Origin of the sequence: Paenibacillus cellulosilyticus (assembly GCF_003182255.1) — a bacterium.
GTDB lineage: Bacteria > Bacillota > Bacilli > Paenibacillales > Paenibacillaceae > Paenibacillus_T > Paenibacillus_T cellulosilyticus.
This window is the reverse complement of the sequence record NZ_QGTQ01000016.1, coordinates 99,433-123,306: the sequence shown is the minus strand read 5'-3', so window position 1 is coordinate 123,306 and position 23,874 is coordinate 99,433. Positions and strand designations below refer to the sequence as shown.

Genomic DNA, 23,874 nt, shown 5'->3' with positions numbered 1-23,874 from the left:
GGTTATTTGTGCTCGCTGCTTTAGAATGGGGGTGGTTCTTCCGATATATGAGGAATGATACTCCAATTTGAAGGAGAATGTTCTAGCGAATGATGAAAACACATATCGGACGTAAGCTTGCGGGGACAACAGCAGCCATGCTCTGTGCCGCTGCTCTGCTACAGGCGCCTGCGATAGTATCGGCAGCTTCCTATAGCTCAAGTGAGTGGGCGATAAAAGATAGCTATGAGGCAAGGCAGATCGGTCTCATCCCGGACAAGGTCTGGGGGAATTTCCAGAGCGCGATTACCCGTGCGGAGTTAAGCGGGGTTATCGTGCGTCTGTACGAAAGATTAACGAACAGCAAGGCGCCCGCGGCAGCGACGAATCCGTTCAAGGACACTAAGGATGCTGACGTGCTGAAAGCTTCTGCGCTTGGCATTATTGGAGGGACCGGAGCAGGCAAGTTCTCGCCGGACGCTGCGGTTACACGAGAACAGTTGGCTGTGATGCTGTACAATACGCTTGTCAAAGCCGGGCTGCAAGAAGAGATTAACGGAGATAAGGCTGCTGCATTTGTTGATTCGGGCGCAATTGCAAGTTGGGCCGTTGAGGCCGTGAATAAGCTGGCGGCAGCGGGCATTATGCAAGGTGCGGAAACCAAGAGCGGGCTGCAGTTCCAGCCTAAGGCGAGCGTGACGCGCGAGCAGGTTTTCGTTCTGGCCAACCGAATCGCTAAGAACACAGGTCCTTCTTATGTCGATAGTGAATATGCACTGTTGGACGCTGTGGAGCAGCATGGCAAGCCGATCATCCTTCAAGACGCACGTACGAAGCAAATCTATGACCAAGCCTTGCGGATTAATAGTGAGATCATTAAGCCGGGCATGACGGAGTTCGACAAGGAGCTCGCCATTCACGATTATATTGTGCTGCACACCGCCTACGACTACGACAATTATCTTGCGGGTACCATTCCGGAAGATTCTTATAGTGCCTACGGTGTCTTCTTCAAGGGGACGGCTGTATGCCAAGGCTATGCTTATGCTGCACACCTTTTACTGGAGCTTGCGGGTATTGATTCGCAGATTGTATCGGGGACAGCGAACGGCATCAGCCATGCGTGGAACAAAGTAAACATTGGCGGCGAATACTATAATCTGGATGTCACCTGGGACGACCCGGTTCCGAATGTTGAGGGGCGGACGATGTATGCCTATTTCAACGTAACGGATGAGCAGTTGGCTGACGATCATAAATGGGAGATGGATAAGTTCCCATCGGCTACGGCAACCGCAGCCAACTACTACGAGTCGAAGGGGCTTGTCGTTCGAAGCGCGGAAGAGATGAAGGAGCGTTTGAAAGCCGCGATCTCTTCTCGTTCAGAAACGGTTACCTTCCGCGTTGATTATGAAGGTGACGTGCAGGCCGATATGATGGATACCATCTTCAGTGGAGGGACCGTTTCACAGTTTAGCTACTCCTATAATGGCACGGTCTTTGTTGTGACACTGACATACGATAGTTAATTCAATAGCATTCATATATATGCGACCTTCTCCTCATCCACAATCAACCAGATTGTGGATTTTTATTGCATTCAGGTAAACAAGATATTGTCGCTTTCTGATAGAATGATAGAGAAGATGTAAGGGGGTTATGGCCATAAAGAGAATCGATAGTTTGCGATACGCCATAGTGGCATTATTGTTCGTTATGATCCTAAGCAGCTGTTCGATACAGGCGGGTCCGTTCAAGCAAAGTGTTCAAACCACCATGCCGCAAGTCGCGGTGACGGAGCCCGTGGAAGGCGTCGTACAAGGGGGGCAGCAAGGGGACTCTGCTGCCGATGAGTCGGCCGAGGCGGAGGATTCTAGCGCTGCCGATACCACTGACAATGCAGTTAGCACGGACAACGCTGCTGATACCAACACCGACACAGCTGTCGGCAATACGGCCGAGACGGATCATGATTCGTCCGGTTCGGATTCCCAGGCAACGACCGGCATAGAACAATCAGGTGACGAAACGTCTGAATCCGATTCGACAGGCGACGGCACCGATTCCGAATCGGTCACGCCGATCGAGCCGGATTCCGTCGAGACGAGCGTCACGCTCGCTGCGATTGGCGACGTACTCATCCATCGCCCGATTTATCGGGAAGCGGAGCAGAAGGATGGTACGTATGATTTCAGCTCCGTCTTTCAATTAGTGAAGAACACCATGCTGCAGCCTGACCTGCTCATAGCAAACCAGGAATCGATGATCGGCGGGAAGGAAATCGGTTTGTCGACCTATCCATCCTTCAACAGCCCGCACGAGGTGGGAGATACGCTGAAGGATGTGGGCGTAGACTTCGTGACGGTGGCGAACAACCATACGCTTGATCGTGGAGAGAAAGCGATCCAGAGTGCGCTCAAGTATTGGGACAAGATTGGCATGCCGTATACAGGCGCATTCAAGAGCAAAGCGGATCAAGCGAAGATCCGCACTATTACGCGCAATGACATTACGTCCTCCGTACTAGCCTATACGTATGGCACGAACGGGATCGCGGTGCCGACGGGCAAAGACTACCTAGTCAACTTGATTGATATGAACAAGATTGAAGCCGACGTGAAGCAGGCGAAGCAGGTATCCGATGTTGTCGTCGTTGCCATGCACTGGGGGACGGAGTATGAGGACTTCCCGAATAAGCAGCAGCAGCAATTGGCGCAGCAGCTGGCGGATCTTGGCGTAGATATCGTCATCGGCAATCATCCGCATGTGCTGCAGCCGCCTGCATGGCTGGAAGGGCAGGATGGACATCAGACGTTCGTCTGGTATTCGCTCGGCAACTATATTTCATCCCAAGAAGGGGTGAAGAAGCAGATCGGTGGTATAGGGTACCTCGATGTGGTTAAAACAACAGTAGACGGGCAGTCGACCATCACGTTGCGCAGCCCAGGGTTCATGCCGACCTACGTTTACTTCAACAATTGGAAAGACTATCGGATTACGCCTCTGGAGCAGACGAAGGACAGCGAGCTCCCGCAAGCGAACAATCAGTTCAATGCAACAATGAAGCATATGAGAAGCAGCTTGCCTGAATTATCGCTTATTCATCCTGCAGCATCATAGGAGAGGGGATCGAATTCGATGAAGACACCTGATTTGTCAGCAAGACCGTTTCAACTGACCGTTGAGCGCCACATGGAGGCATCGCCAGAGCGCATCTATCTCGCTTGGACGAAACGATTTGACTGTTGGTTTGCCGAGAAGGGGACACTCCTCATGCAGGGAGAGGTGGATACTGCCTTCTTCTTCGAAACGGTGCACGAGACAAGCCGGCATCCACACTACGGACGGTTTCTGCGACTGGAGCCGGAGCAGCTCATTGAGTTGACATGGGTTACAGGAGCAGGTGGGACAAAAGGTGCCGAAACGGTCGTAACGGTTGAGCTTGAACGCATCGATACAGGTACGAAGCTGCGGCTTACGCACGCTGGGTTCCCGGATGAGGAATCCCGCGGCGGCCATGAACAGGCTTGGCCGTTCGTGTTGGAACAGCTGGATCGGAAGCTGGCGAGCTTGTGAGCACGCTGCCCGCTTGAATGAGGTTAAGTACAATCGAAAGGTCACTCTAGGGGCTTTGACCCACGGAGTGACCTTTATTTTTTATCGATTAAAATCTACATCTTGAATAAATTCGATGACTTCCCCGTTGGGACTGTGAACGAGAGCGTTCCGGATCGGAAGAGGAGGCTCTCCGAGAACGAGGTTGGCTGGTTCTGCGTAAGGCTTCGCCCCATGGGCAAGTGCGGTCTGGAATGCTAGGTCGACGTCCTCCACGTAGAACGCGAGGTGCAGCAGTGCCCCGTGGGTAACTTCATCCTCCGTCCGTGCTTTCCTTCCTTGTGCAGGAATGACAGCATCATGATCGAATAGCTCGAGGCATGTTCGCCCATCCGGTGAGACGAGCATAGAGGCTTCCTTAATCTGATAGGATGGAAGGCTCCAATAATGTCCCCGCTTGAAACCTAACGCTTCGATATAGAAACGGATTGTAGCATCATAATCTGTGGCCTGAATGGCAACATGAGCAAGACCTTTAATATTCAAATTCAATCACCCTTTCTGCTATATTCATTATAGAAGGGATGTAAGTTAGGGCATATGAGATATAGAAGGTTATGGGTGCATCCAACTTTCTAATAAAAAGGAATTTATATGAGTTCTCATTCGTTATCGACAATAGATCGGAGGTGCTAGTAAATGGAACACGGGGTGGACGAGACCGATCTGCGCATCATGCGATTGCTTCAACACAATGCACGCATCTCGATATCGCAAATAAGCCTTGAAGTATCGATGTCCCAACCCTCGGTTAGGGAACGAATAAGAAGGCTCGAGGAAAAAGAGATTATTTCAGGTTATACGGCAGTTTTTCGTCAGCAGGCGTTGGATCGGGGGACTACGGCGTTCCTGCTTGTCAAAACCGAGCATTGTCAGGCGCTGGTGGATTATTGCGATCAAGCTCCTTCGGTGACCGATATGTACCGGATCAGCGGAGAATATAACTATTTGATTACGGTTCAGACGGCAACCATAGAAGAGGTCAGCCAGTTTCAAGATAGTATTATGAAATTCGGCCCCTCTAAGTCGCTTATCGGTCTGAAAAGTCTGATCGAGAATCGCATCATGCTATAAGGTTGATAGAGGCGTACTCGAATCGTTGGAGCAGCCTCTTATTGTCGTTAACATGGTCGGCATCGCCGATTTGCCTTATAATCAATAAATATTGGAAGCACGCGAGGGAGGCTTACAGATGGGACTGTTTTCATTTCTTAGAGGCCAGTTTGTTGAGGTAATCGAATGGGTGGAGGATACAGAATCGCTCGTATACCGATTCCCGGCGTATGATAATGCAATCAAGATGGGTGCGCAGCTGACGGTACGGGAAGGGCAAGCGGCGATTTTCCTCAATGAGGGAACGATCGCCGACGTATTCGCACCAGGTCGTTATGAGCTGAGCACACAAAACATGCCGATTTTAACGGCGCTTCGTTCGTGGAAGCATGGCTTTAATTCGCCGTTCAAGGCGGACATTTATTTCGTGAAGACGACGATGATTACGGACCAGAAGTGGGGCACGACGAATCCGGTCATTATGCGTGACAAAGAGTTCGGCATCGTGCGCGCACGCGGCTTTGGTAACTATTCGTTCAAAGTGAAGGATCCGGCTGCCTTCATGAAGGGCATTCTTGGCTCGCATGAAAGCTTCAACGCAGAGCAGATCGGCGGCTTCTTCCGGACGATGATCGTGTCCGCTGTCAGCGACCTGATGGCGGAATCGGCTATTCCAATCATTGATCTGGCGATGCACTACGATGAGCTTAGCGCGCAGACCGCTGATAAGCTAAGACTGCAGTTCGACGCCATTGGCCTGGCGCTTATGGGCTTCGTCATCGAGAACATCTCGCTGCCGGATGAAGTTGAGAAGATGATCGATAAACGGTCGTCGATGAACATCGTCGGCAATCTCGATCAATATATGAAGTTCCAGACGGCGGAATCGATTCGTGATGCGGCGAACAATCCGGGCGGCGGCTTGGCAGGTGCTGGAGCGGGGCTTGGCGCAGGCATGGCGATGGGCCAGATGATCAATCAGATGATGAACGGCACAGCACAACAGCAACAGCAGCCCGTCAATGGCGCTGCGGGGGCACAGCAGACTGGACAGCAGCAACAGCCGCAAGCACAGCCGCGATCGACGCAAAACGACGAGACAACATGCGGCAATTGCAGCAACATGCTGAGCGCGAACGATAAATTTTGTCCGGAATGCGGTACGGCGCGACCCGTTCGCAAGTTCTGCAGCGAATGCGGCGGCGAGCTGCAGCCAGGCGCGAAGTTCTGCTCCAGCTGCGGCACGAAAGCGTAGAGGCGGCTGATCATGGGAGAACATGAGCCAGCAGCAGCGGCGAAGGAGCCGATTGCGACCTTTCCGTGCCCGAGCTGCGGCGGTCAGATGCAGTTCGATACGGCCAGCCAGATGCTCAAGTGCCGCTACTGCGGCAATGAGAAGCCGATCGACGACCGATCCAAGGCGGAGGAGCCGACCGAATACGAGCTTGATTTTACCGACGAAAATGATGAGTCACTGAAGGATTGGGGAACGGAGCAGCAGGTGATCAAATGCGGCAACTGCGGTGGCGAGATGCTTCTGCCAGCAGGGCAGACGGCGGCGATATGCGGCTTCTGCGGCTCTCCCAAGGTGCTGCCGCAGGGCAATTCGGGCAGTATCCGGCCCGAGTCGGTCATTCCGTTCCATATCTCGAAGGAGCAGGCGACAGCTGCCTTCAATGCTTGGCGGAAGAAACGGTGGTTCATTCCGAATGCATTCAAGAAGCGGTCGGTCAGCTCTAACCTGAACGGTATTTATGTGCCATTCTGGACATTCGACAGCGAGACGACCTCTTCATACTCAGCCGAGGTAGGTGTATATCATTATCGAACGGAGACACGTACGCGTGTCGTCAACGGCAAGACAGAGACATACACGGAGCAAGTGCGCTATACGGTATGGCACTGGACGAGCGGCACGCATGAGCATTTCTTCAACGATGTACTCATTCCAGCGTCGGGTCAGTATGACAGCACATTGCTGCGCAATTTGAACGATTATCGGCTGGAGCAGCTGGCGCCATACAAACCGGCGTATCTGAGCGGGTTTATCGCAGAGCGTTATTCCGTATCGTTGAAGGATGGTTGGCAGGAGGCGAAGTCACGCATCGATGACGAGCTGAACAGCGAGATTCGCCAGCGGATCGGAGGCGATGAGATTCGTCACCTAAGCATCGACACGAGCTACTTCGACCAGACCTACAAGCATATTCTGCTGCCGGTATGGAACGCGAACTACCGCTACAACAACAAGACCTATCGCTACATGGTCAATGGTGAGACCGGAAGTGTGACGGGGCGAGTGCCGCGCAGTCCGTGGAAAATTACATTTTTTGTGCTAGCGTGCCTAGCAGTCGCTGGCGTTATCGCTTATCTGTACACACACAGTCAGAGTTAGAACATTACTGTAACATAGAGCCCGCATCCGATTCGGACGTGGGCTTTTTTGCATATTTACATACAAGTAGCGGGTAATTCATCCATTTCATATTTGCAAGGGAATTAATAGAGTTAACTGCAGCGGTTTCTAACCTTTTCTTAAGGTTCGTCCCGTACAATGAGGGCAATTAGGTCGAAAGAGACGGACGATGATAACGAGAAGTGAAGGGGCGGGACGGCTTGCGAATTTTATTAGTGGAAGATGAGCGTCCGCTGCGCGAGGCGATCGCGACAGTGCTGAAGGAAGAGGCTTATGGCGTGGATGAAGCCGAAGATGGACATGAGGGGCTGTACTTGGCCGAGCAGCGCATTCACGATTTGATCGTGCTCGATATTATGCTGCCCGGCATGGATGGGCTTGCTGTGCTGGATGCGCTGCGTGAGAAAGGGATTGAGACGCCGGTTCTGCTGCTGACAGCGATGGACAGCGTGGAGGATCGGGTGAGGGGGCTTGATACTGGCGCTGACGATTACATGGTGAAGCCGTTCGCGATGCGGGAGCTGCTGGCACGCCTGCGTGTGCTGCTGCGCAGAAGGTCGCAGGGAACGCGCGATGGAGAGCTGCAGTACGGCAGGCTTACCGTACGCTCGCCGTATATGGAGGGCTATGCGAATGGGGAAGGGCTTAAGCTGACGGCGAAGGAGTTTGAGCTGATGGAGTTTCTGCTGCTCAATCGGGAGCAAATTCTAACGAAAGAGCAGCTGCTTGACCGTGTTTGGGGAATCGATTCCGATGCAAGCCTCGGGGTTGTCGATGTGTACGTTCATTATTTGCGCCGGAAGCTGGCTCCTTCTGGCTGTGACGGCTACATTCATACGATTCGAGGCGTTGGTTATATGCTGAAGGAGCGAGCCTAATGTTCAAGCGTACCCGGATTCAGCTTACGATTCGCAACGCCGCTGTGCTGTCCGTTATTTTGCTTGCGCTCCATGCCTTCGTTTATTTCGTCATGAAGGATATGATGTTCAACAATATCGACAAATCGTTGATGGGCGTCAATGACAAGCTGGATGTGACGACGCCGATGCCTGCGCTGCCCGGCGAGGGCTCAACTCTTATTTATCAAGTCGGGCAGATGAATCGCCCCGTATTCCAGCTATTCTGGACGAAGGAGAAGGAGCCGATCCAGACGCCTGGGAATGAGATGTTCGGGGCTGCCGATTGGGATAAGCTTCAGCCGGACAAGATCGGCACAGCAGCGCGCACGGTGAAGCTGGGCGACCAGTACTACCGCGTTTTCAACAGTGCGAAGTCGAATTCCCCTACGCTTATTGTCCGAATGGGGGACAAGACGCAGACCTCCGCTACAAGGCAACTGCTTACGAATATTTCGGCAGAGATCAGCATGCTGTATCGATTGAAGCTTATTTTGCTGACGGGAGGATTCGTCGGATTGTTGGTCGCGGTTGCCACCGGCTATTATTTGGCCAACCGCGCGCTTATTCCGATCCGCGTCTCACTCGAGAAGCAGCAGCAGTTTGTGTCCGATGCGTCACATGAGCTGCGAACGCCGCTGTCCGTTATTCAAGCGCATACCGAGCTGCTGCTAAGGCATCCCGATCATACGATCGAGCAGGACAGCAAGCATGTCTCGACGGTGCTGCAGGAGACGAAGCGAATGAGCAAGCTTGTTAGCGGCCTGCTTACCTTGGCGCGTTCCGATTCCAATCAGCTGGAGCTGGATAAGCGGCCTGTTCAGCTGGACCGGATCGTGAGCGATAGCTTGAGCAAAATGACTATGCTTGCCGAGGTGAAGCACATCAGCCTGCGCGCGGAGATTGAACCGTCCGTATCCATTCACGCGGATGAGGAGCGGCTGCACCAGCTGCTTACGGCGCTGCTCGACAATGCGGTCAAATATACGCCGGAGGGCGGCTCCATTCGGATTAGCTGCCGCATGCTGTCACAGGCGGTTCAACTGGAGGTGGAGGATACGGGCATTGGCATCGCCGCGGAGCATCTGCCGCGCATCTTCGACCGCTTCTATCGCGGTGAGAAAGCCCGTACCCGCCAGGAGGGCGGAACGGGTCTCGGGCTTGCGATCGCGAAGTGGATCGTCGAGCGGCACGGCGGTCGCATTCGCGCTGAAAGTAAGCTCGGCGTCGGTACACGGATTACGGTGACGATGCCGTACGCGTAAGAGAGCTGCGCGTGAGCGGCAGCGGCTCTGCATAAGTGGCCGCTTCTGATGCGTCCGAGCGGCCGGTGCGTTCGTACACAACGAAAAGGGAGTCTCACTGTCTATGACGGTGAGGCTCCCTTTTTGTCGTATGCGTACGATTGTGACTGCTGTAAGCCTGCTTCTAAGCTCGGTGTGAGTCTAGCGGTTGCCACAGCGATTATTTGGTTCAAATTGCAGCGTATGAGCGCGGAACGGTTGTTAGAGAGGCTATTGTGGCAGCAGGGGATCCGATTTGCTTGTTAAGGAGCTAATAGGTCTCTAGGCAACCCTTGCATTTTGAACAGGACCATAACTGTCTAAATAAGCGCTGCTGCAACCGTCCCTCATATTCAAGGGTATCTCAAGAAGCTTACTCATCGCAGGATTTAGGGATGGAGCATGCGGGTCTACGCGCCGCTGCAGCACCCTAACGGTTTTATTTGGATTTCAGCGTAATTTAAGCATTCTTTCAGCTTCTCTAACGGTTTTCTAAGAATGGCTCTTCATACTTACCCATAAATGCAAGACATTACATGGGAAAAGGTGATGAACAATGATGATGGAGCAAGGAACGAAAAAGAGGAGCATGAGAATGGGAGTACTGACCGGTACGCTCGTATTGGCGGTTGCGCTGACAGGCTGTTCGTCGTCAGGGGGCAGCAAGGAAAGCGGGGACCTCGGCATTCTAGACCGGGATGACAAGGGGACATTAAAGATCGGCTATTTCGACGAGCAGGCGTTCTACTCACAGTATGGTAACGCGTTCCAGGCCATGTTCCCGAATATGACGCTGGAGGTCATCTCGACTGAGGCGGCTGCAAACGCGGAAGACCCGGTCGCAGCGATGGAGAAGCTGATCGATGAGCAGCAGCCGGATGCGTTGCTGCTGACGGAGGAGCAGTATGCGGCGCTTGCTAAGAAAGGCAAGCTGTACGATCTGGATGCAGTGGTGAAGCAGGACAATTTCGACCTCGACAGTTATTTGCCTTCGGTTATAGAGCTGCTCAAGGCGCGTGGAGGCGGCAAGCTGTATGGCTTGAGCCCAAGCTTCAGCAGCCAAGCGCTTTACTACAACAAGGATCTGTTTGACAAGTACGGTGTTCCGTATCCGACGAACGGCATGAGCTGGGAGGATGTCATGCAGCTGGCGAAGCGGTTCCCGGTCAAGAAAGGAACGGCTGGCGCTTCACTTGAGAAAGTCCGCTCTGATGACGCATTGTACGGGTTGACGCTGCCTGTGCAGACGACCGATTCGTTCGAGCTCATTCGCACGATCGGTGAAGCCAAAGGCTTGCTGTACGCAGACCGCGATTCGAAGCTTGTGACGTTTGACACTGCGGAGTGGAAGGCTGTTGTCCAATCCGTGGTGGATGGATATAAGTCGGGCTCGATCTCCGCTCCTGCGACAGGTAATGGCGGCGGTGGAGGCGGAATGGGCGGTAAGCTGATGATTAAAGGAATGGGCGGTAACTCAACGTTATCATTTGGTCCGGATTCGATGCGGTTCATGTCCGGTCAATCGGCCATGTCAATCGATGATACGACGCTGATGAACATGATGGGGGTTGGGACGAATATGAGCGTCTCGACGAATGCGAAGGGCGGCGATGACAAAGGTGGTGGAGAAGCGGGCCCAGGTCCGATGGGGATGATCGACAACTGGGATGTTGTATCGATTCCGTCCGATCCTGCAATGAAAGATGTGACCGGCAGCATGAAGCTGCCTAATGTGTTTGCAATTAATGCCTCGGGGGACAATCTGTCGGCCGCGTGGGAGTTTTTGAAATACGCGAATGGCGACCAGCTCGCGAAGACGAGTGCGAAGTCTTCCCCGACTTTGTCCTCCAGGGTCGCTTACAAGACGGACCTTGGTGGCAGGAACATCGACGCATTCTACACGGACAAAGTGAATGAGCAGAGCTTGCTGCAAGCCGAGACGCTGCCTGCGGGCTTCGCGAATTCGTTCGCGGAGATGGCGGCGGGGCAGATTAACAAAGCTGTCGACGGCACGCAGACGGTCGACGAAGCGGTCAAGGCGATTCAGTCTCAGGGTCAGAACCTACTCACAAAAGCGCTGGCGTCTGAGGAGCAGGCATAGTGGAACCTCAGCATCACCAGCAGCAGCTGTTAGTGGAGGTGCGCAAAGTGCGGCGCAGCTTCATCAGTGGCAGCAGTCGTGTCGATGTGCTGAAGGGTATCGATATGACGATCAAGCCCGGTCAATTGACGATGCTGCGCGGTCGATCGGGGTCGGGCAAGACGACGCTGTTGAATCTGCTCGGCGGACTTGATCGGCCGAGTGAGGGCGAGGTGTACTGCTGCGGACGAGCGATGCATCAGCTGCCCGATAAGCAGCTTACGGCAATCCGGCGGCGCGACATCGGCTTCATCTTCCAAACGTTTGCGCTGCTGCCGTTGTTAACGGCCTGGGAGAACGTCGAGCTGTCGCTTCGTATGAGCGGTGTTCATCGTTCGGAGTGGAAGGCACGCACCGCGCATTGTCTTGAGCTCGTCGGATTGACGAAGCGGGCTGCTCACCGCCCGTTCGAGCTATCGGGCGGTGAGCAGCAGCGGGTGGCGATCGCGAAAGCCATTGCGCACAAGCCTGCGCTGCTGCTGGCGGATGAGCCGACTGCTGAATTGGATACACAGATGGCGGCTCGTATTCTAGCCGTATTCCGCGACGTCATTGAGGTGGAGCGGATTGGCATATGCATGACGACACACGATTCTACATTATGGGAGGCTGCAGATGTTGTCTATCGAATGGCGGACGGCACAATCGAATCGGCGTAAGCGCGGCGCGCCTGCATTCCGACTATTGATCAGCGTGCTATGCTTATCGCTGTTGTCGGCGGGCTGCACGCTGCTGCCGCAGGAAGAGGAGAAGGAGTCGCTGCCACAAATTCGAGTGCCTAAGATCGCAACGAAGATCGAGTATCCGGTGACGCGACAGACGCTGGAGCTAACGGCGTCAGGGGCTGGGAAGCTGTTGTCGGAGCAGGAGGACAATCTGTTGTTCGAGCTCGATAACCAGCGTATCACGAACGTCTATGTTAAAGCTGGCGACAAGGTGAAGAAGGGACAGCTGTTGGCCGCGCTTGATACAGGCGACACCGAGAGTCAGATTCAGCGCAAGCAGATCGAGATTGCGAAGGCGGAGCTGGATTTGAAGGATGCTTTGCGCGGCCTGGATGGGGACGAAGCCGAGAGCAGCACACAGCTGCGCAAGCAAGAGCTCGATTATGGTTTATTGAAGGATGAGCTCGCAGAGCTGCAGCAGGATTTGACCGGTTCGAAGCTGTACGCCCCTTACGATGGTATGATTGTCAGCTTCACGGCGGAGAAGGGTGATTTGACCCAAGCTTATGAGACGATCGGCACAATCGCCGACCTATCCTCGCTCGTTGTCGCCGTAGAATTTAATACAAGCGATCTGGATAGCATTGCACCGGGCATGGAAACCGTCGTCAGCATCAATGCGGCAGGTGATTACAAAGGCAAGGTCCGTAGGCTGCCCATCAGCACGGACCAAGACGACGATGAGGAATCGCTTGATTCCTATACGCTGATCGACGTCGATAAGCTGCCGGAAGGTGCAGGGCGCGGCACGCCACTGTCAGCATCCGTTATTGTGGAGCGCAGGACGAATGCATTATCGATTCCGCTTGCTGCCCTTCGAACGCAGAACAGTCGAAATTATGTGCTCGTCTCGAACGCTGATGGCAGCAAGGGCGAGGTGGACGTAGAGGTCGGCATTCAGACTTCGACGGATGCGGAGATTATTAAGGGGCTGGAGGAAGGCCAGAAGGTTGTGAGCCGATAATGCGCATTCTTCTGTTTCTACTGCTCAAAATGCGGCAAAACCGTTGGTTCACCCTGACCACGCTATTAGGCCTGACGGTCGCCGTTGCATTCGCCATGAGCATCCCGATGTATGCGGATGGAACACTCAAACGCGTTGTAGCAAAGTCGCTTGAAGAGCAGACGCAGGGGCTTCCCGCCGCATCGCTCTATTTGAAATACCAGTCCGACGGCAATGACGAGGCCGATCTCGAAGGTCTCGCGGAGGCCGACCGCTGGGTCCGGGAGACGCTGCCGAAGCGTATGGGCTTCCCGGTGGAGGGTTATTCCAGCCGGGTCAGCTTGCCAGCCTCCACGGTTCGTCCCGTAAGTCAAGGCAGTGGCGCAGCGAACCGACTCGTTCGGATGGAGCTGGCGACGCAAGCCGGCATACCTGAAGGAGCAGAACTTGTGGACGGCAAGCTGCCCGCAGAAGGAAAGATGGACGGCGTGATAGAGGCGCTTGTTTTGGGCGAGACGATGGAACGTTATGACTGGAATGTCGGCGATACGTTCTACTATGATGCCAAGAATGCGGACGGCAAGGTTCAACGACTGACAGTTCGCATCTCCGGCTCATATAAGCTGCGCGACGAGACGAACCTAAGCTGGGCAATCGACGGTAAGGACAAGCTGGCTAGCACACTATGGGTCAGCAATGACACGATGACGGGTACGCTATTAGGTGACAGTAATCTCGTACCAGATTCTGCTGGATGGTTCTATGCGTTCAATCTAGACAATATCCGTATGCAGGACTTGTCGCCGCTTATTGACGAGCTGCAGCGACTGGAAGTGACGCTGCACGGCATGCTGGCCGATACGAAAATGAATCTGACGTTTGAGTCGATGCTGCGCGATTTCCAGCAGCAGAGCGTCCTGCTGCTGGCGATGCTGTTCGCGCTGGCGGCACCTGTGCTGACGATGGCGCTCTATTTCATTACGCTTAACGCGCAGCAGGCTTTAGAGCGTCAGCGCGGTGTCATTGCTGTGCTGCATAGCCGTGGGGCGAGTCCGCGGCAAATCATTGCTTTGTATGCGATCGAGGCCGCCATTCTCGGCTTAGCGGCGCTGGCAATCGGCGCATGCTTGGCTTGGTTCATGGCCAAAGTGATCGGCTCCTCCAGCGGTTTCTTATCTTTTGTTGGACGGAAGTCGATTCCGGTTGGTATCAGCCGCTCCGCGTGGCTGCTCGGCGGGATGGCAGCGGTACTCGCTGCCATTGCCTCTACTGCTCCGATTCGCAGGTACGCTGAATCATCAGTAGTTCAACATGCTCAACAGCGCTCGCGGGGAGCGGGCAGACCGATGTGGCAGCGGTTGTATCTCGATGTGGTGCTGCTTGGGTTGGCAGGAGCAGGATGGTATGCACTTCATGCCGGCCAACTGTCGTCGGTGTCGGGAGCTGATAGTGAAGCGAGCATACAGCCTGTCATCTTCGTCATACCGGCGCTGTTTATATTCGCAGCCGGCCTGTTGGGGCTTCGCCTATTCCCGCTGCTGCTGCGTTACTGGAACGCCATGATGAGGCATCGGATGCCGGTAACCATCTACTTGACTGTTACGCAGCTGTCACGCTCTGCCGTTTCGTTCTATCCGATCATGCTGCTGCTCATCCTGACGATTGGGCTTGGCGTTTACAATTCCTCTGCCGCTCGAACAATGGATCTTAACGCCTCTGACCGTACGCAGTATCAATACGGAGCTGATGTCGTGGTGAAGACGGCATGGGAAGGCGTGCAGGACGAGAATGATGAGAATCGGATTTATTATTCCGAGCCGTCGTTCGAGTCGTTCCGTCAGTTGGATGGCGTAACAGCGGCGGCACGCGTCTATAAGGCGACGGGCAAGGTCGAGATTAGCGGCAAGTCAGCTGGCAGCGGTCAACTCGTCGGCATCGACAATGCCGAGTTCGCGCAGGCGGCATGGTTTCGCAATGACCTGTATGCGATTCATCCGTATTATTATTTGGATGCGCTTGGCACGGCGGAACAGGCGGTGCTCGTATCGCAGGCTTTTGCACGTAAGCATGGGCTGAAGGAGGGGGATCCGATTAGTCTGCGAGTCGGCTACGATAACACCGCGGTGGACTTCGTTGTCGTTGGAATCGTGCCGTACTGGCCGAGCTTGTATGAGGATGAATCGCCTTACTTCATCGCGAACCTCGACTATATTTATCAGCAGATTGAGAAAACGCCGTACGAGGTGTGGCTGAATATGGACGATGGCGCGAAGCTCGGGCCGGTGCTGGATACGTTGGCGGATCGAGGCGTTACGGTTACCGATGCTAGTGATGCGCGCAGTGAACTGGTCGATCGGCGCAGCCATCCGGCACAAGGAGGACTATTTGGCATCCTGAGCCTTGGGTTTATCATAACGCTGCTAATCTCGCTGCTCGGGTATTTGATTTTCTGGCTGTTCTCGTTATCGCGAAGAGTCGTTCAGCTCGGTATTCTGCGTGCGACAGGGCTGTCACGTGGTCAATTGACCGGTATGCTGCTGCTTGAGCAGTTGTTTACGACGGGGCTGTCACTGGCAGCAGGCATCGGGCTAGGTCAAGCGGCAAGCCGTTTGTTCCTGCCATTCCTGCAAGGCGGAGGCGTCGACAGCGAGAGACAGGTGCCGCCGTTCCGCATTGTGTTCGAGGCGGAAGATGCATTAAAGCTGTATGCTGCAACTGGCGTTATGCTGGCAGCAGGAGCTTGCCTGCTCGTCTGGCAGCTGCGCAGCCTGCGCATTACACAGGCCGTGAAGCTTGGCGAGGAACGGTAGGATGGAGGTTGTTGCATGGAGATGATTCGATGCGAGGGAATGGTCAAAATCTATAAAACCGACGACGTCGAGGTCGTCGCGCTGCAAGGGCTGAACTTAAACGTCAGGCAGGGCGAAATGATGGCGATCATCGGCAACAGCGGGAGCGGAAAGTCGACGCTGCTGAATATATTGGGCGGCCTCGACCGCCCTTCTGCCGGGCAGGCGCACGTAGGGAAGTGGAACCTGCTTAAGATGACGAAAGAGCAGCTTATTGCCTATAAGCGGGAGACTGTCGGATTTATTTGGCAAAATAACGCACGTAATCTCATTCCATATTTAACCGCGCTGCAAAATGTGGAACTACCCATGCTCATCCAAGGCAAAGTGGATCGCGCATTTGCAAAGCAGCTGCTCAGCGCCGTTGGGCTGGAGCATCGAATGGGCAGCCGCCTCACGCAGCTGAGCGGCGGCGAACAGCAGCGCGTTGCGATCGCCATCGCGCTCGCAGGGCGTCCGCAGCTGCTGCTGGCCGACGAGCCGACCGGCTCGGTCGACAGCGCGACGGGCGAACAGATTTTTGAGATTTTCCGCAGGCTGAATGCCGAGATGGGCGTCACGATTGTCATCGTTACGCATGATCTATCGGTCGCCGATCGCGTCGATCGTGTCGTTGCGATACGCGATGGGTTAACGAGTACGGAGTGGATTAGGCGCGAGGGCGGAGAGACGGGTTCTCTGGCAGGCGTTGTGCATGGTGTGGGCGAGGCAGGGGAAATGGAATCGGCAGGCGCTGCAATCGCGCAAGCTGCTGTAGGCTTCGGCTCTCGGCACGAGCAGTATGTCGTTATCGACCATATTGGCAGGCTGCAAATTCCGAAGGAGTATTTGGAGTCGATGAATGTGGGAGGCAAGGCGGTGCTGTCGTTCGATGGGAGGCGCGTTACGATTGGGCCGTCGGAGGAACAGCGAGAGGAAGAAGGGGAGGGCGTGTGACGCTCTCCTTTTTTGTCATAGGATGATTAGGTTTATGTTGTTTGCTGCGTTCCTCGTGCAGGCGGTCAGTCGCTGGGACAGCATGACATCATAAGTGCGGTGCAACCGCACTTATTTTTTTATTACAGCCAAACCCCGACGAACAAGAGCGGGAAAATCACACGTAATGCAGCGTACGAGTAGGAAATGGGAGGCTGCAATGGGTTTCAGTGTGGAACTGCCACGCTTAAACGTCCTGATGGGGTCGTCGCAAATTAATAAGAGTGGTACAGCTACACTTAACTCCACACGTGCTTCCCCAACACGACGGGGGCGTTGACGCTGTGCGCAATGCGCAATGCCATCATGCTGCCTGCACCCCTTATTCCCCTATTCCATACCGCGCAATGGCCTTCGATGAGGACTCCCACATCCGCCGCTTCAGGTAGTTGCCTTCTGCAACGCGTACTCGGAGGCCGAGAAAACGGATTTTGGACAGCAAATATTCGCCTTCGTCGGCAGGATATGTGACGTGGATATGATACAGATCGGCCTGTTCGTCATAGCTGACCGTCTTGTCAAAGCACGAGAACGCATAAAGGATGCGCGACAGCTCTTCGTTATACATGCGAACGACTTCAATAACCGCTTGCTGCTTGCGATTGTGGAGCAGCTCGGACGCACGACGGTGAAGCGATGCTGCACGATCGGCGTGCAGCTCGACCGCGTCAGCTGCGATGAGATTGTCCAGCTTCGTCGCCATCAGCATGCGGCTTCGCGGGCTGTACCAGAGCAGATACCACTCCCGTTTCACCATGCTGTATTCGAGCTTCAGCGGAAGGCCGAATTGATTCCGCATGCCGCCATGCTTGAGCCGATACGTAATATAGCTGCCGAAGCCTTGCGCAATGATGCGGCGGAGCGAGCGCAGCATCGGGTGGTACACATGCTTCTCCCGGCTCTTCGCTTTCTCGATAATGATGTCGCGAATGTCGGCTGCGGCTTCGTCCGCCAGCAGTCCGCGCAGCTTGCCGAGCGTATCCGAGGTAAAGGCATTTTCCGCTGATTGGTGAGACAGCAGCATCTTCAGCCATGCGCGCTCCTGCGTAGTCAAGGCGAATGCGTTCGACTCGTCGAGCCGCGACAGCATTTGGTAGTTAAATATTTTTTCGAACGGGTTCATAATGGGCCTGAATCTCCTTCCACTCCGCAATGAACTCCTTGCGCAGCCATGCGGGCTCAAGCACCTCACAGCTGGAACCGAAGCTCCGCAGCCACGGCTTAATCTCGTAGATGCCATTGACCATAATCGTATAGAGGAAAGACTCGTCGGATTCCTCCGTGATCGAACCCCATTGGCCCTGCGCCTCCACACGTTCCCGAATGAAGTTCGATCCAGGTCGCTCCGGATTGAAAAATCTCGCCACAACCTTAATCGTTCGCAGCGTATCCACAACCCAGCTTCGCTCCATCTGACGCTCAACCGTGTTCAAGTGCCGATTGAACTCTTCCTCCGAAACCACCTCGCCTTCCTCGATCTGCGTAATGCCTTCCATCCGGAATTTCGCAATCGCGTTCCGCTGCGTATGGCCGATGAGGTACCAGCGTCCATATTGATGATCGTAGATAACACGAAGCGGGAGGAGGGGCTGCGTTTGACTTTGCTCCTCGCGTTCGAACAGTGGATTCGTGTTCTTAGCTGCGTAGTTTTTCCCCTTCCGAGGTGCATGGTATACAAAATCAATCCGTCGCCGCTCCCGAATCGCACGGTGAATCGTATGTAGATGCGCCTCGTCAAGAATGCGCGAGTGGTAGTGGTACTTGTACAGATGCGTCTCGGCTGCCGATGGATCGAAGCCGCGCTTGCGCAAAGCCTTCTTCAGCGTGTCGCGAAGCAAGTAGCCTTGTACAGACGGAACCTGCGTATTCGCCATCACATCGACGTAATCATAGAGATCAATCAGCTCGTCATCCGACAGCTCATTAATCAGTCCGATAGCTGCGGTGTAGCGGAAAGGGCGGCTGTCTGAGGTACGGACGATAACGCCGACCTCCTCAAGATATTTGAGATCGCCACGGATCGTCTTCTCGTCAGGGCTTGGATAGTCCGCAGACATCGTCTCGCTGCAGCAGTCGAGCAGCTCTTTTGCGGTCAGTGACTGATCCTGCAGCACAGTTAATATCGTGGACAGCCGGACGCTCTCCGACTCCTTCAGCGACTTGGCGCGGAAGAGGAATAACAGCAGCGGGTCGGCCGATTCGTAGTAGTTGTAGCGAAGCCCGTCTGACAGTTCGGTCTCCTGCTCGGGGGACAGCGGCTGCTTGAGCGAGCTTTGCATCTCCTTCAGGTAGCGCATCGTTTTGTCGTAGGTATGTACGGAGATGCCCAGCCGCGCCGCGAACTGCTGCCGGTTATATGCACCGCCTGCGAGCGCGAGCAGCCGCAGCAGCTGCACCTCTTTGTCAAAGCTTTCTCGAGCCACTGTCCATTCCTCCTCATCTTGTCCGATCACAAGGGTAATGGCTCCATTGTAACAAGCCCGTCAACTGGGGAAAATGGAAACTTTTTATTCTTCGCCATACTTTTGCCCTGTTCGCAGGGGTGGATTTCGGTGAAAATCAGGTTGTGAAGCCGAGGCTGTAAAGCGGAGGCCGCACAGATCGTTGAGGCGCTAGGAAGGGTTACTTCGACTGTAGATCGGCTTGTCGTTGGTTCGAGTCCAACCTTTGCCGCAAGGCAGAGTAGCTCAGTTGGTAGAGCAGCTTGTGCCTTTCCGCCATTTTCCTCAACGATTGTTACATAAGCAGCATAGAGCGAGGCGCTAGAGAGGGCTACTTCTATCCAACGTTTATTGCGGGCGAGTGCTCCGCGCCGCCTTCTCGCACATTTCCTCGCTCTTTCTTTTTTTCATAACAATCGACGTTCGTATATAAAAGGGGGTTAAACCGATGAGCATCGCTAAGAAATTGTTCGCCAATATGAGAATGAATCCGACCACGACGAACCGTGAGAGCTATCCAGCCTACATCCGCTCGGCAGAAGAGCAATACGTGCAGACGCTCGTAACGAATACGATGGGCAATACGTTCTACGCTGACCAGCAGGAGCTGCTGCAAGAAGCAGAGGCGTTGCACTGCGAGATGGCAGAGCATAATCCGCAGTTTATGGCGAAGGCGCTGGTCTACGCACGCAATGAAGGGCACATGCGGCTGCAGCCGTTGTTCGGCTTGGCGGTGCTGTCGGTATGTCGCCCGGATTTGTTCAGCAAAATTTTCATGCAAGTGGTGCGAATCCCTTCGGACCTATCGGACTTCCTGACGATTGTGAGCGGGATGGGACGGGGACAGGGCGGTCGTGCGGTGAAGCGCCAGGTCAATCGATTCCTTGCAGGCGTCTCCGAGTATTGGGCGATCAAATACAACGGACGCGGCCGGGGCTTCAGCCTTGGCGACGCAATTGCGACGGCGCATCCGAAGCCAGCCGACCTGAAGCAGCAGGCATTGTTCCGCTATTTGCGCGGCCAAGAGGCGAATTTGTCGCTTATTCCGCAGGTAGAGGCGCTGGAGTATTTGAAGAAGGCGACAACGGAAATCGAGCAGATCTACTGGATCGAAGCAGGCCGGCTGCCGCACGAGATCGTGACGGGTGCCATCAAGCCGACGAAGCTCGTATGGGAAGTTCTCATGGAGCAAATGCCGACCTTCGCGCTGCTTCGCAACTTGAATGCGCTGGATCGTGCGGGTGTGCTGCAGGATCGCTACTGCCTCGACCGTGTTGTTGATCGACTGACGGATCCGCGTGCGCTGACGAAGTCGCGCATTTTGCCGTTCCGCTTCGCGACCGCCTATCGGCAAGTTAGGAACGATGCTGTTCGCAGCGCATTGAGCAGCGCGGTCGAGTATACGTTCAAGAATTTGCCTGACTTGGAGGGCCGAACGGCTATTTTTCTCGATATATCGGGCTCGATGGAAGGACAATATTTGCAGATCGGCTCTGTATTCGCGCTTGCGTTATATAAGAAAACCGCAGGGAACTCGCTGTTTTGGCTGTTCGATACGGCTGTAGAGGACGCGAGGCCGTCACGTCATGAAAGCATTTTAACGCAGGCGGAATGGATACGTGCACGAGGCGGCACCGATACAGGAGCGCCTGTGCGGAAGCTGCTCGCGGAGCGGCAGCGCGTGGACCAGATCATCATTATTACCGACGAGCAGCAGAACAGCGGTAGTCCATTCTATGACGCATTGGCGAAGTATCGGGCGAAGGTGAACCCGAATGTCAAAGCGTTCGTGATCGACATTGCGCCGTATCGCAGCGCGATGGTGCCGCCGCAGGATGCGAACACGTTCTATATTTACGGCTGGAGCGATACGGTTCTCCGTTATATCGCTCAGGCGACTAAAGGTTATGGCTCGATGGTGGAGCGGATCGAAGCGATCGACCTAGAGGCAGGAGGGACACGGGATGACAGTAGACGCGATACGGAATGAGATAACGGAACAATTGAAGCGGATCGAGCAGGAGGAGCAGGTTCGCATCCTATATGCATGCGAATCCGGCAGCCGCGCATGGGGCTTCCCGTCGCAGGACAGCGACTATGATGTGAGGTTCCTCTACGTTCGGCGGCCGGAGTGGTATTTATCGATTCAGGACAAACGCGACGTCATCGAGCGTCCGATCAGCGATCAGCTCGACATTAGCGGTTGGGATTTGCGGAAGGCACTTGGCTTGTATCGCAAATCGAATCCGCCGCTGCTTGAATGGCTGCAATCGCCAATCCGTTACGCCGAGCCATACCGCACGGCAGACCAGCTTCGTGCGCTGTCATCGCAAGCTTTCTCGCCGAAGGCATGCATGTTCCATTACTTGCATATGGCGCGCGGCAACTTCCGGACGTACCTGCAAGGCGATCAGGTGAAGATCAAGAAGTACTTCTACGTTCTGCGTCCGATTCTCGCCTGCGAATGGATTGAGCAGTTCGGCGAGATGCCGCCGATAAAGTTCGATGAGCTGGTCGAGCGGCTGCTCCCAAGAGAAGATGCGCTGTGGAACGAGGTGCAGCAGCTGCTCGAGCGGAAGAAGGCAGGCGAAGAGCTCGACTACGAGCCGCGTCAAGAGGCGATTCACGCGTATATCGCCAAGGAGCTGGACTCATTGGAGAAGCGTGCACATGCATTGAAGTCGGCGGATGCGACTATCGATGAACGGCTGGATCGCTTGTTCATTGAGGCTTTGCAAGAGGTGTGGGGGCTTGTCCTCCCTCAGTAGTCATTCGGAAAAGGCGTGGACACTGGCATTAGCAGGTGTTCACGCCTCATTAAGCATTGTTGTTATTTAGCGCCCCATATTCTTTTTACGCTTAATAATGTATGTCCCTCAAATTTCATGCGATAAACATCCGGTTTCGAAGTGTTCAGCATGAATGCCAAGTCATATTTACGATCATAGTAGCCCATCATTAAGGCCATGACGGCGCCATGCGTGCCAATCACTATTTTTCTTCCTTGGTAGGTCGTTAATAGCTCTTGCAGAACTGTGACAGCGCGCTGTTGGCAATCGGCATTGGACTCGCCATCGGGTCTTGCGAACGTGGGATCTGCATAGCACTGCTGGAGCAGGGGAAGCAGCTCAACATCGGGCATTCGGATTTCCGTCGAGGAGAAGTGCTGCTCTTTTAGATTTTCGTAGACGATAATTTCTTGTCCGGCATCATGCGCGAGCTCTTGAATTGTTAGAATCGCACGTTGATAGGGGCTGGAGACGAACACCTCAATCCCTTCGGACTTGAGCAACTCAGTAATGCGAGAGGCATCCAGCATTCCTTTATCCGTAAGTCCTCTTGTCCGTTCAGTTCCTTCGGTCAGCGGGGATTGGCCATGCCGCACCATATATACATAAGTTGTCATTATGTCCTCCTAAGTTTAATGCACCTGCTTCACGGCCGATTGAACATGAAGGTATAGCATTCCTCTTCCTGAAACCCGCACTGTTCATAGAGCTGCTTGGCATATTTGGTCCAGAGCACCTTGGCCGTGTCCTTCAAACGGGGATGAGTATTAATAAACGTAATGAGCTTCTTCCCAAGCCCATGGCCTCGATACTGTTCGTCGACTATGACGTCGAGGATTAAGCTGTAGACCGCATAATCCGTGACAACTCTTGCGAATCCGATCTGTCGTCCCTTGTGATAGACCATTACGCAGAGCGAGGTTTCAATCGTACGGGCAATAACCTCAATCGGGCGATCTTTCGCCCAGTGTGACTGCCTGAGCAGTCCGCACACTTCATAGAGATGAAGTCGAGATTTATCGTCGGTAAAAATAAAACCGTTATCTGCAATTTCGATAACAGCTTCGTGTGGATGTAGGATCATCAGAAAATTCCGCCCAAGCGATCATCCGCTGGCGGGGGATAACCAAGCTGTCGGGCCATCGAGACGATTTGCCCTTTGTGATGGAATTCATGTGTAACTACATGCGTAAAAAGATGCAGTGGCGACGCAACATGCGGCTCGTCCTGCCAGAACACCGGATGGACGATCGGTTCAGACCAGTCGTTAGTCGCGTTCAGAAATCGCTGCACCGTATCGTCAACTTCAGCGAACAGATTGCGGACGAACGGGACATCCGCACGTTTGATTTTATCGATGGATATGTCCTGATGATGGTCTGGCGGCAGCCGGAATGCGAACGATCCAAGCCAGAGACGATAGCTGTCGGCGACATGAATATGCGTCTTAAGAATCGTCCCTCTGCCGAACGAGGGGAGTGCTTGATGCAGAAGGAGAGGCGGTATCTCTTCGAGAAAAGCGAATAGATTGTTTCTAGCAGATTTGACCCAATCATATTGCTGCTGCAGCAGTTCGATCATTGGAGAGTCCTCCTAGCGCTTGTTCTTCCATCTTCTGGTTTATTCGCTGTATAGCTTTGATTACCCTCCTAATCGGATTTACATCACCCATTCAAATTTGTTGGCTAGTATTTTGTGCAGAATCGATTAAACTTCATTTCCTAATTGGCGATTATTCATATAAAATATGGATGATAGGCAACTCCCAGA

At 54.1% G+C, this 23,874-nt stretch carries 21 protein-coding genes; 15 read left to right on the top strand and 6 right to left on the bottom strand.

Annotation, left to right across the window (positions count from 1 at the left end; all coding sequences use genetic code 11):
• The first annotated feature begins 89 nt into the window (after nucleotides 1-89).
• From DFQ01_RS19005 to DFQ01_RS18995, 3 genes are all read left to right on the top strand, one after another.
• Complete coding sequence (locus tag DFQ01_RS19005; protein ID WP_110045477.1) at nucleotides 90-1,508, top strand: S-layer homology domain-containing protein; 1,419 nt, start codon at nucleotides 90-92, stop codon at nucleotides 1,506-1,508.
• Between the two features lie 247 nt (nucleotides 1,509-1,755).
• Complete coding sequence (locus tag DFQ01_RS19000) at nucleotides 1,756-3,099, top strand: CapA family protein (RefSeq protein WP_181394748.1); 1,344 nt, start codon at nucleotides 1,756-1,758, stop codon at nucleotides 3,097-3,099.
• A gap of 18 nt (nucleotides 3,100-3,117) precedes the next feature.
• A complete protein-coding gene (locus DFQ01_RS18995; protein ID WP_110045475.1) occupies nucleotides 3,118-3,555 on the top strand; it encodes an SRPBCC family protein in 438 nt (145 codons plus the stop codon).
• A gap of 81 nt (nucleotides 3,556-3,636) precedes the next feature.
• On the opposite strand, the gene DFQ01_RS18990 is transcribed toward DFQ01_RS18995, so the two are convergent.
• Entirely contained in the window at nucleotides 3,637-4,080 is a 444-nt protein-coding gene (locus DFQ01_RS18990) for a VOC family protein (protein ID WP_110045500.1), read from the bottom strand.
• Nucleotides 4,081-4,233: 153 nt separating this feature from the next.
• Between DFQ01_RS18990 and DFQ01_RS18985 the strand changes: the two genes are divergently transcribed.
• From DFQ01_RS18985 to DFQ01_RS18940, 10 genes are all read left to right on the top strand, one after another.
• Nucleotides 4,234-4,668: an Lrp/AsnC family transcriptional regulator gene (locus tag DFQ01_RS18985; protein WP_110045474.1), complete on the top strand. Its 435-nt coding sequence runs from the start codon at nucleotides 4,234-4,236 to the stop codon at nucleotides 4,666-4,668.
• Between the two features lie 118 nt (nucleotides 4,669-4,786).
• Complete coding sequence (locus tag DFQ01_RS18980; RefSeq protein WP_110045473.1) at nucleotides 4,787-5,902, top strand: SPFH domain-containing protein; 1,116 nt, start codon at nucleotides 4,787-4,789, stop codon at nucleotides 5,900-5,902.
• Nucleotides 5,903-5,914: 12 nt separating this feature from the next.
• Nucleotides 5,915-7,042 (top strand): TFIIB-type zinc ribbon-containing protein, encoded by a 1,128-nt coding sequence (locus DFQ01_RS18975; protein ID WP_110045472.1) that lies wholly within the window; start codon nucleotides 5,915-5,917, stop codon nucleotides 7,040-7,042.
• A 221-nt stretch (nucleotides 7,043-7,263) separates the two neighbouring features.
• On the top strand, nucleotides 7,264-7,941 hold the full coding sequence (locus tag DFQ01_RS18970; protein ID WP_110045471.1) for a response regulator transcription factor: 678 nt from the start codon (nucleotides 7,264-7,266) through the stop codon (nucleotides 7,939-7,941).
• Nucleotides 7,941-9,224 (top strand): sensor histidine kinase, encoded by a 1,284-nt coding sequence (locus DFQ01_RS18965; protein ID WP_110045470.1) that lies wholly within the window; start codon nucleotides 7,941-7,943, stop codon nucleotides 9,222-9,224. Before DFQ01_RS18970 ends, DFQ01_RS18965 begins: the two co-directional genes overlap by 1 nt.
• 613 nt (nucleotides 9,225-9,837) lie before the next feature.
• On the top strand, nucleotides 9,838-11,343 hold the full coding sequence (locus DFQ01_RS18960) for an extracellular solute-binding protein (protein WP_181394747.1): 1,506 nt from the start codon (nucleotides 9,838-9,840) through the stop codon (nucleotides 11,341-11,343).
• A complete protein-coding gene (locus tag DFQ01_RS18955) occupies nucleotides 11,343-12,041 on the top strand; it encodes an ABC transporter ATP-binding protein (RefSeq protein WP_245946791.1) in 699 nt (232 codons plus the stop codon). Before DFQ01_RS18960 ends, DFQ01_RS18955 begins: the two co-directional genes overlap by 1 nt.
• Nucleotides 11,998-13,071: an efflux RND transporter periplasmic adaptor subunit gene (locus DFQ01_RS18950; RefSeq protein ID WP_110045468.1), complete on the top strand. Its 1,074-nt coding sequence runs from the start codon at nucleotides 11,998-12,000 to the stop codon at nucleotides 13,069-13,071. The genes DFQ01_RS18955 and DFQ01_RS18950 overlap by 44 nt, the downstream gene beginning before the upstream one ends.
• The gene (locus tag DFQ01_RS18945; RefSeq protein WP_110045467.1) at nucleotides 13,071-15,860 is read left to right on the top strand and encodes an ABC transporter permease; all 2,790 of its coding nucleotides are present in this window, start codon (nucleotides 13,071-13,073) and stop codon (nucleotides 15,858-15,860) included. The genes DFQ01_RS18950 and DFQ01_RS18945 overlap by 1 nt, the downstream gene beginning before the upstream one ends.
• 21 nt (nucleotides 15,861-15,881) lie before the next feature.
• Nucleotides 15,882-16,835, top strand: a complete 954-nt coding sequence (locus DFQ01_RS18940) for an ABC transporter ATP-binding protein (RefSeq protein ID WP_110045498.1) — start codon at nucleotides 15,882-15,884, stop codon at nucleotides 16,833-16,835.
• 361 nt (nucleotides 16,836-17,196) lie between these two features.
• Here DFQ01_RS18940 and DFQ01_RS18935 read toward each other — a convergent pair whose 3' ends face one another.
• Both DFQ01_RS18935 and DFQ01_RS18930 read right to left on the bottom strand, forming a co-directional pair.
• Nucleotides 17,197-17,997 (bottom strand): WYL domain-containing protein, encoded by an 801-nt coding sequence (locus DFQ01_RS18935; protein ID WP_110045466.1) that lies wholly within the window; start codon nucleotides 17,995-17,997, stop codon nucleotides 17,197-17,199.
• On the bottom strand, nucleotides 17,972-19,297 hold the full coding sequence (locus DFQ01_RS18930; protein ID WP_110045465.1) for a helix-turn-helix transcriptional regulator: 1,326 nt from the start codon (nucleotides 19,295-19,297) through the stop codon (nucleotides 17,972-17,974). The genes DFQ01_RS18935 and DFQ01_RS18930 overlap by 26 nt, the downstream gene beginning before the upstream one ends.
• A gap of 466 nt (nucleotides 19,298-19,763) precedes the next feature.
• On the opposite strand from DFQ01_RS18930, the gene DFQ01_RS18925 reads away from it, so the two are divergent.
• Nucleotides 19,764-21,305 carry a TROVE domain-containing protein gene (locus DFQ01_RS18925; RefSeq protein ID WP_110045464.1) on the top strand — a complete coding sequence of 514 codons (1,542 nt, stop codon included), beginning with the start codon at nucleotides 19,764-19,766 and terminating at the stop codon, nucleotides 21,303-21,305.
• Complete coding sequence (locus DFQ01_RS18920; protein WP_110045463.1) at nucleotides 21,280-22,083, top strand: nucleotidyltransferase domain-containing protein; 804 nt, start codon at nucleotides 21,280-21,282, stop codon at nucleotides 22,081-22,083. Before DFQ01_RS18925 ends, DFQ01_RS18920 begins: the two co-directional genes overlap by 26 nt.
• Nucleotides 22,084-22,145: 62 nt before the next feature.
• Here the strand turns inward: DFQ01_RS18920 and DFQ01_RS18915 are convergent, their stop codons facing one another.
• Genes DFQ01_RS18915 through DFQ01_RS18905 form a run of 3 tightly spaced genes read right to left on the bottom strand, consistent with a single transcriptional unit; the run spans nucleotide 22,146 to nucleotide 23,685 of the window.
• Entirely contained in the window at nucleotides 22,146-22,721 is a 576-nt protein-coding gene (locus tag DFQ01_RS18915) for a histidine phosphatase family protein (protein WP_110045462.1), read from the bottom strand.
• Between the two features lie 29 nt (nucleotides 22,722-22,750).
• Nucleotides 22,751-23,188: a GNAT family N-acetyltransferase gene (locus DFQ01_RS18910; protein ID WP_217490340.1), complete on the bottom strand. Its 438-nt coding sequence runs from the start codon at nucleotides 23,186-23,188 to the stop codon at nucleotides 22,751-22,753.
• A complete protein-coding gene (locus DFQ01_RS18905; protein ID WP_110045461.1) occupies nucleotides 23,188-23,685 on the bottom strand; it encodes a DinB family protein in 498 nt (165 codons plus the stop codon). Before DFQ01_RS18905 ends, DFQ01_RS18910 begins: the two co-directional genes overlap by 1 nt.
• Between the last annotated feature and the right edge of the window lie 189 nt (nucleotides 23,686-23,874).

Bases quoted from the DNA above. Each gene is read 5' to 3' on its own strand.
- DFQ01_RS18965 (WP_110045470.1), top strand. From the start codon at position 7,941: ATGTTCAAGCGTACCCGGATTCAGCTTACGATTCGCAACGCCGCTGTG.
- DFQ01_RS18975 (WP_110045472.1), top strand. From the start codon at position 5,915: ATGGGAGAACATGAGCCAGCAGCAGCGGCGAAGGAGCCGATTGCGACC.
- DFQ01_RS18960 (WP_181394747.1), top strand. From the start codon at position 9,838: ATGGGAGTACTGACCGGTACGCTCGTATTGGCGGTTGCGCTGACAGGC.
- DFQ01_RS18995 (WP_110045475.1), top strand. From the start codon at position 3,118: ATGAAGACACCTGATTTGTCAGCAAGACCGTTTCAACTGACCGTTGAG.
- DFQ01_RS18935 (WP_110045466.1), bottom strand. From the start codon at position 17,997: ATGAACCCGTTCGAAAAAATATTTAACTACCAAATGCTGTCGCGGCTC.
- DFQ01_RS18945 (WP_110045467.1), top strand. From the start codon at position 13,071: ATGCGCATTCTTCTGTTTCTACTGCTCAAAATGCGGCAAAACCGTTGG.
- DFQ01_RS18910 (WP_217490340.1), bottom strand. From the start codon at position 23,188: ATGATCCTACATCCACACGAAGCTGTTATCGAAATTGCAGATAACGGT.
- DFQ01_RS18925 (WP_110045464.1), top strand. From the start codon at position 19,764: ATGAGCATCGCTAAGAAATTGTTCGCCAATATGAGAATGAATCCGACC.
- DFQ01_RS18915 (WP_110045462.1), bottom strand. From the start codon at position 22,721: ATGACAACTTATGTATATATGGTGCGGCATGGCCAATCCCCGCTGACC.
- DFQ01_RS19005 (WP_110045477.1), top strand. From the start codon at position 90: ATGATGAAAACACATATCGGACGTAAGCTTGCGGGGACAACAGCAGCC.
- DFQ01_RS18980 (WP_110045473.1), top strand. From the start codon at position 4,787: ATGGGACTGTTTTCATTTCTTAGAGGCCAGTTTGTTGAGGTAATCGAA.
- DFQ01_RS18905 (WP_110045461.1), bottom strand. From the start codon at position 23,685: ATGATCGAACTGCTGCAGCAGCAATATGATTGGGTCAAATCTGCTAGA.
- DFQ01_RS18985 (WP_110045474.1), top strand. From the start codon at position 4,234: ATGGAACACGGGGTGGACGAGACCGATCTGCGCATCATGCGATTGCTT.
- DFQ01_RS18940 (WP_110045498.1), top strand. From the start codon at position 15,882: ATGATTCGATGCGAGGGAATGGTCAAAATCTATAAAACCGACGACGTC.
- DFQ01_RS19000 (WP_181394748.1), top strand. From the start codon at position 1,756: ATGCCGCAAGTCGCGGTGACGGAGCCCGTGGAAGGCGTCGTACAAGGG.
- DFQ01_RS18920 (WP_110045463.1), top strand. From the start codon at position 21,280: ATGACAGTAGACGCGATACGGAATGAGATAACGGAACAATTGAAGCGG.
- DFQ01_RS18950 (WP_110045468.1), top strand. From the start codon at position 11,998: ATGTTGTCTATCGAATGGCGGACGGCACAATCGAATCGGCGTAAGCGC.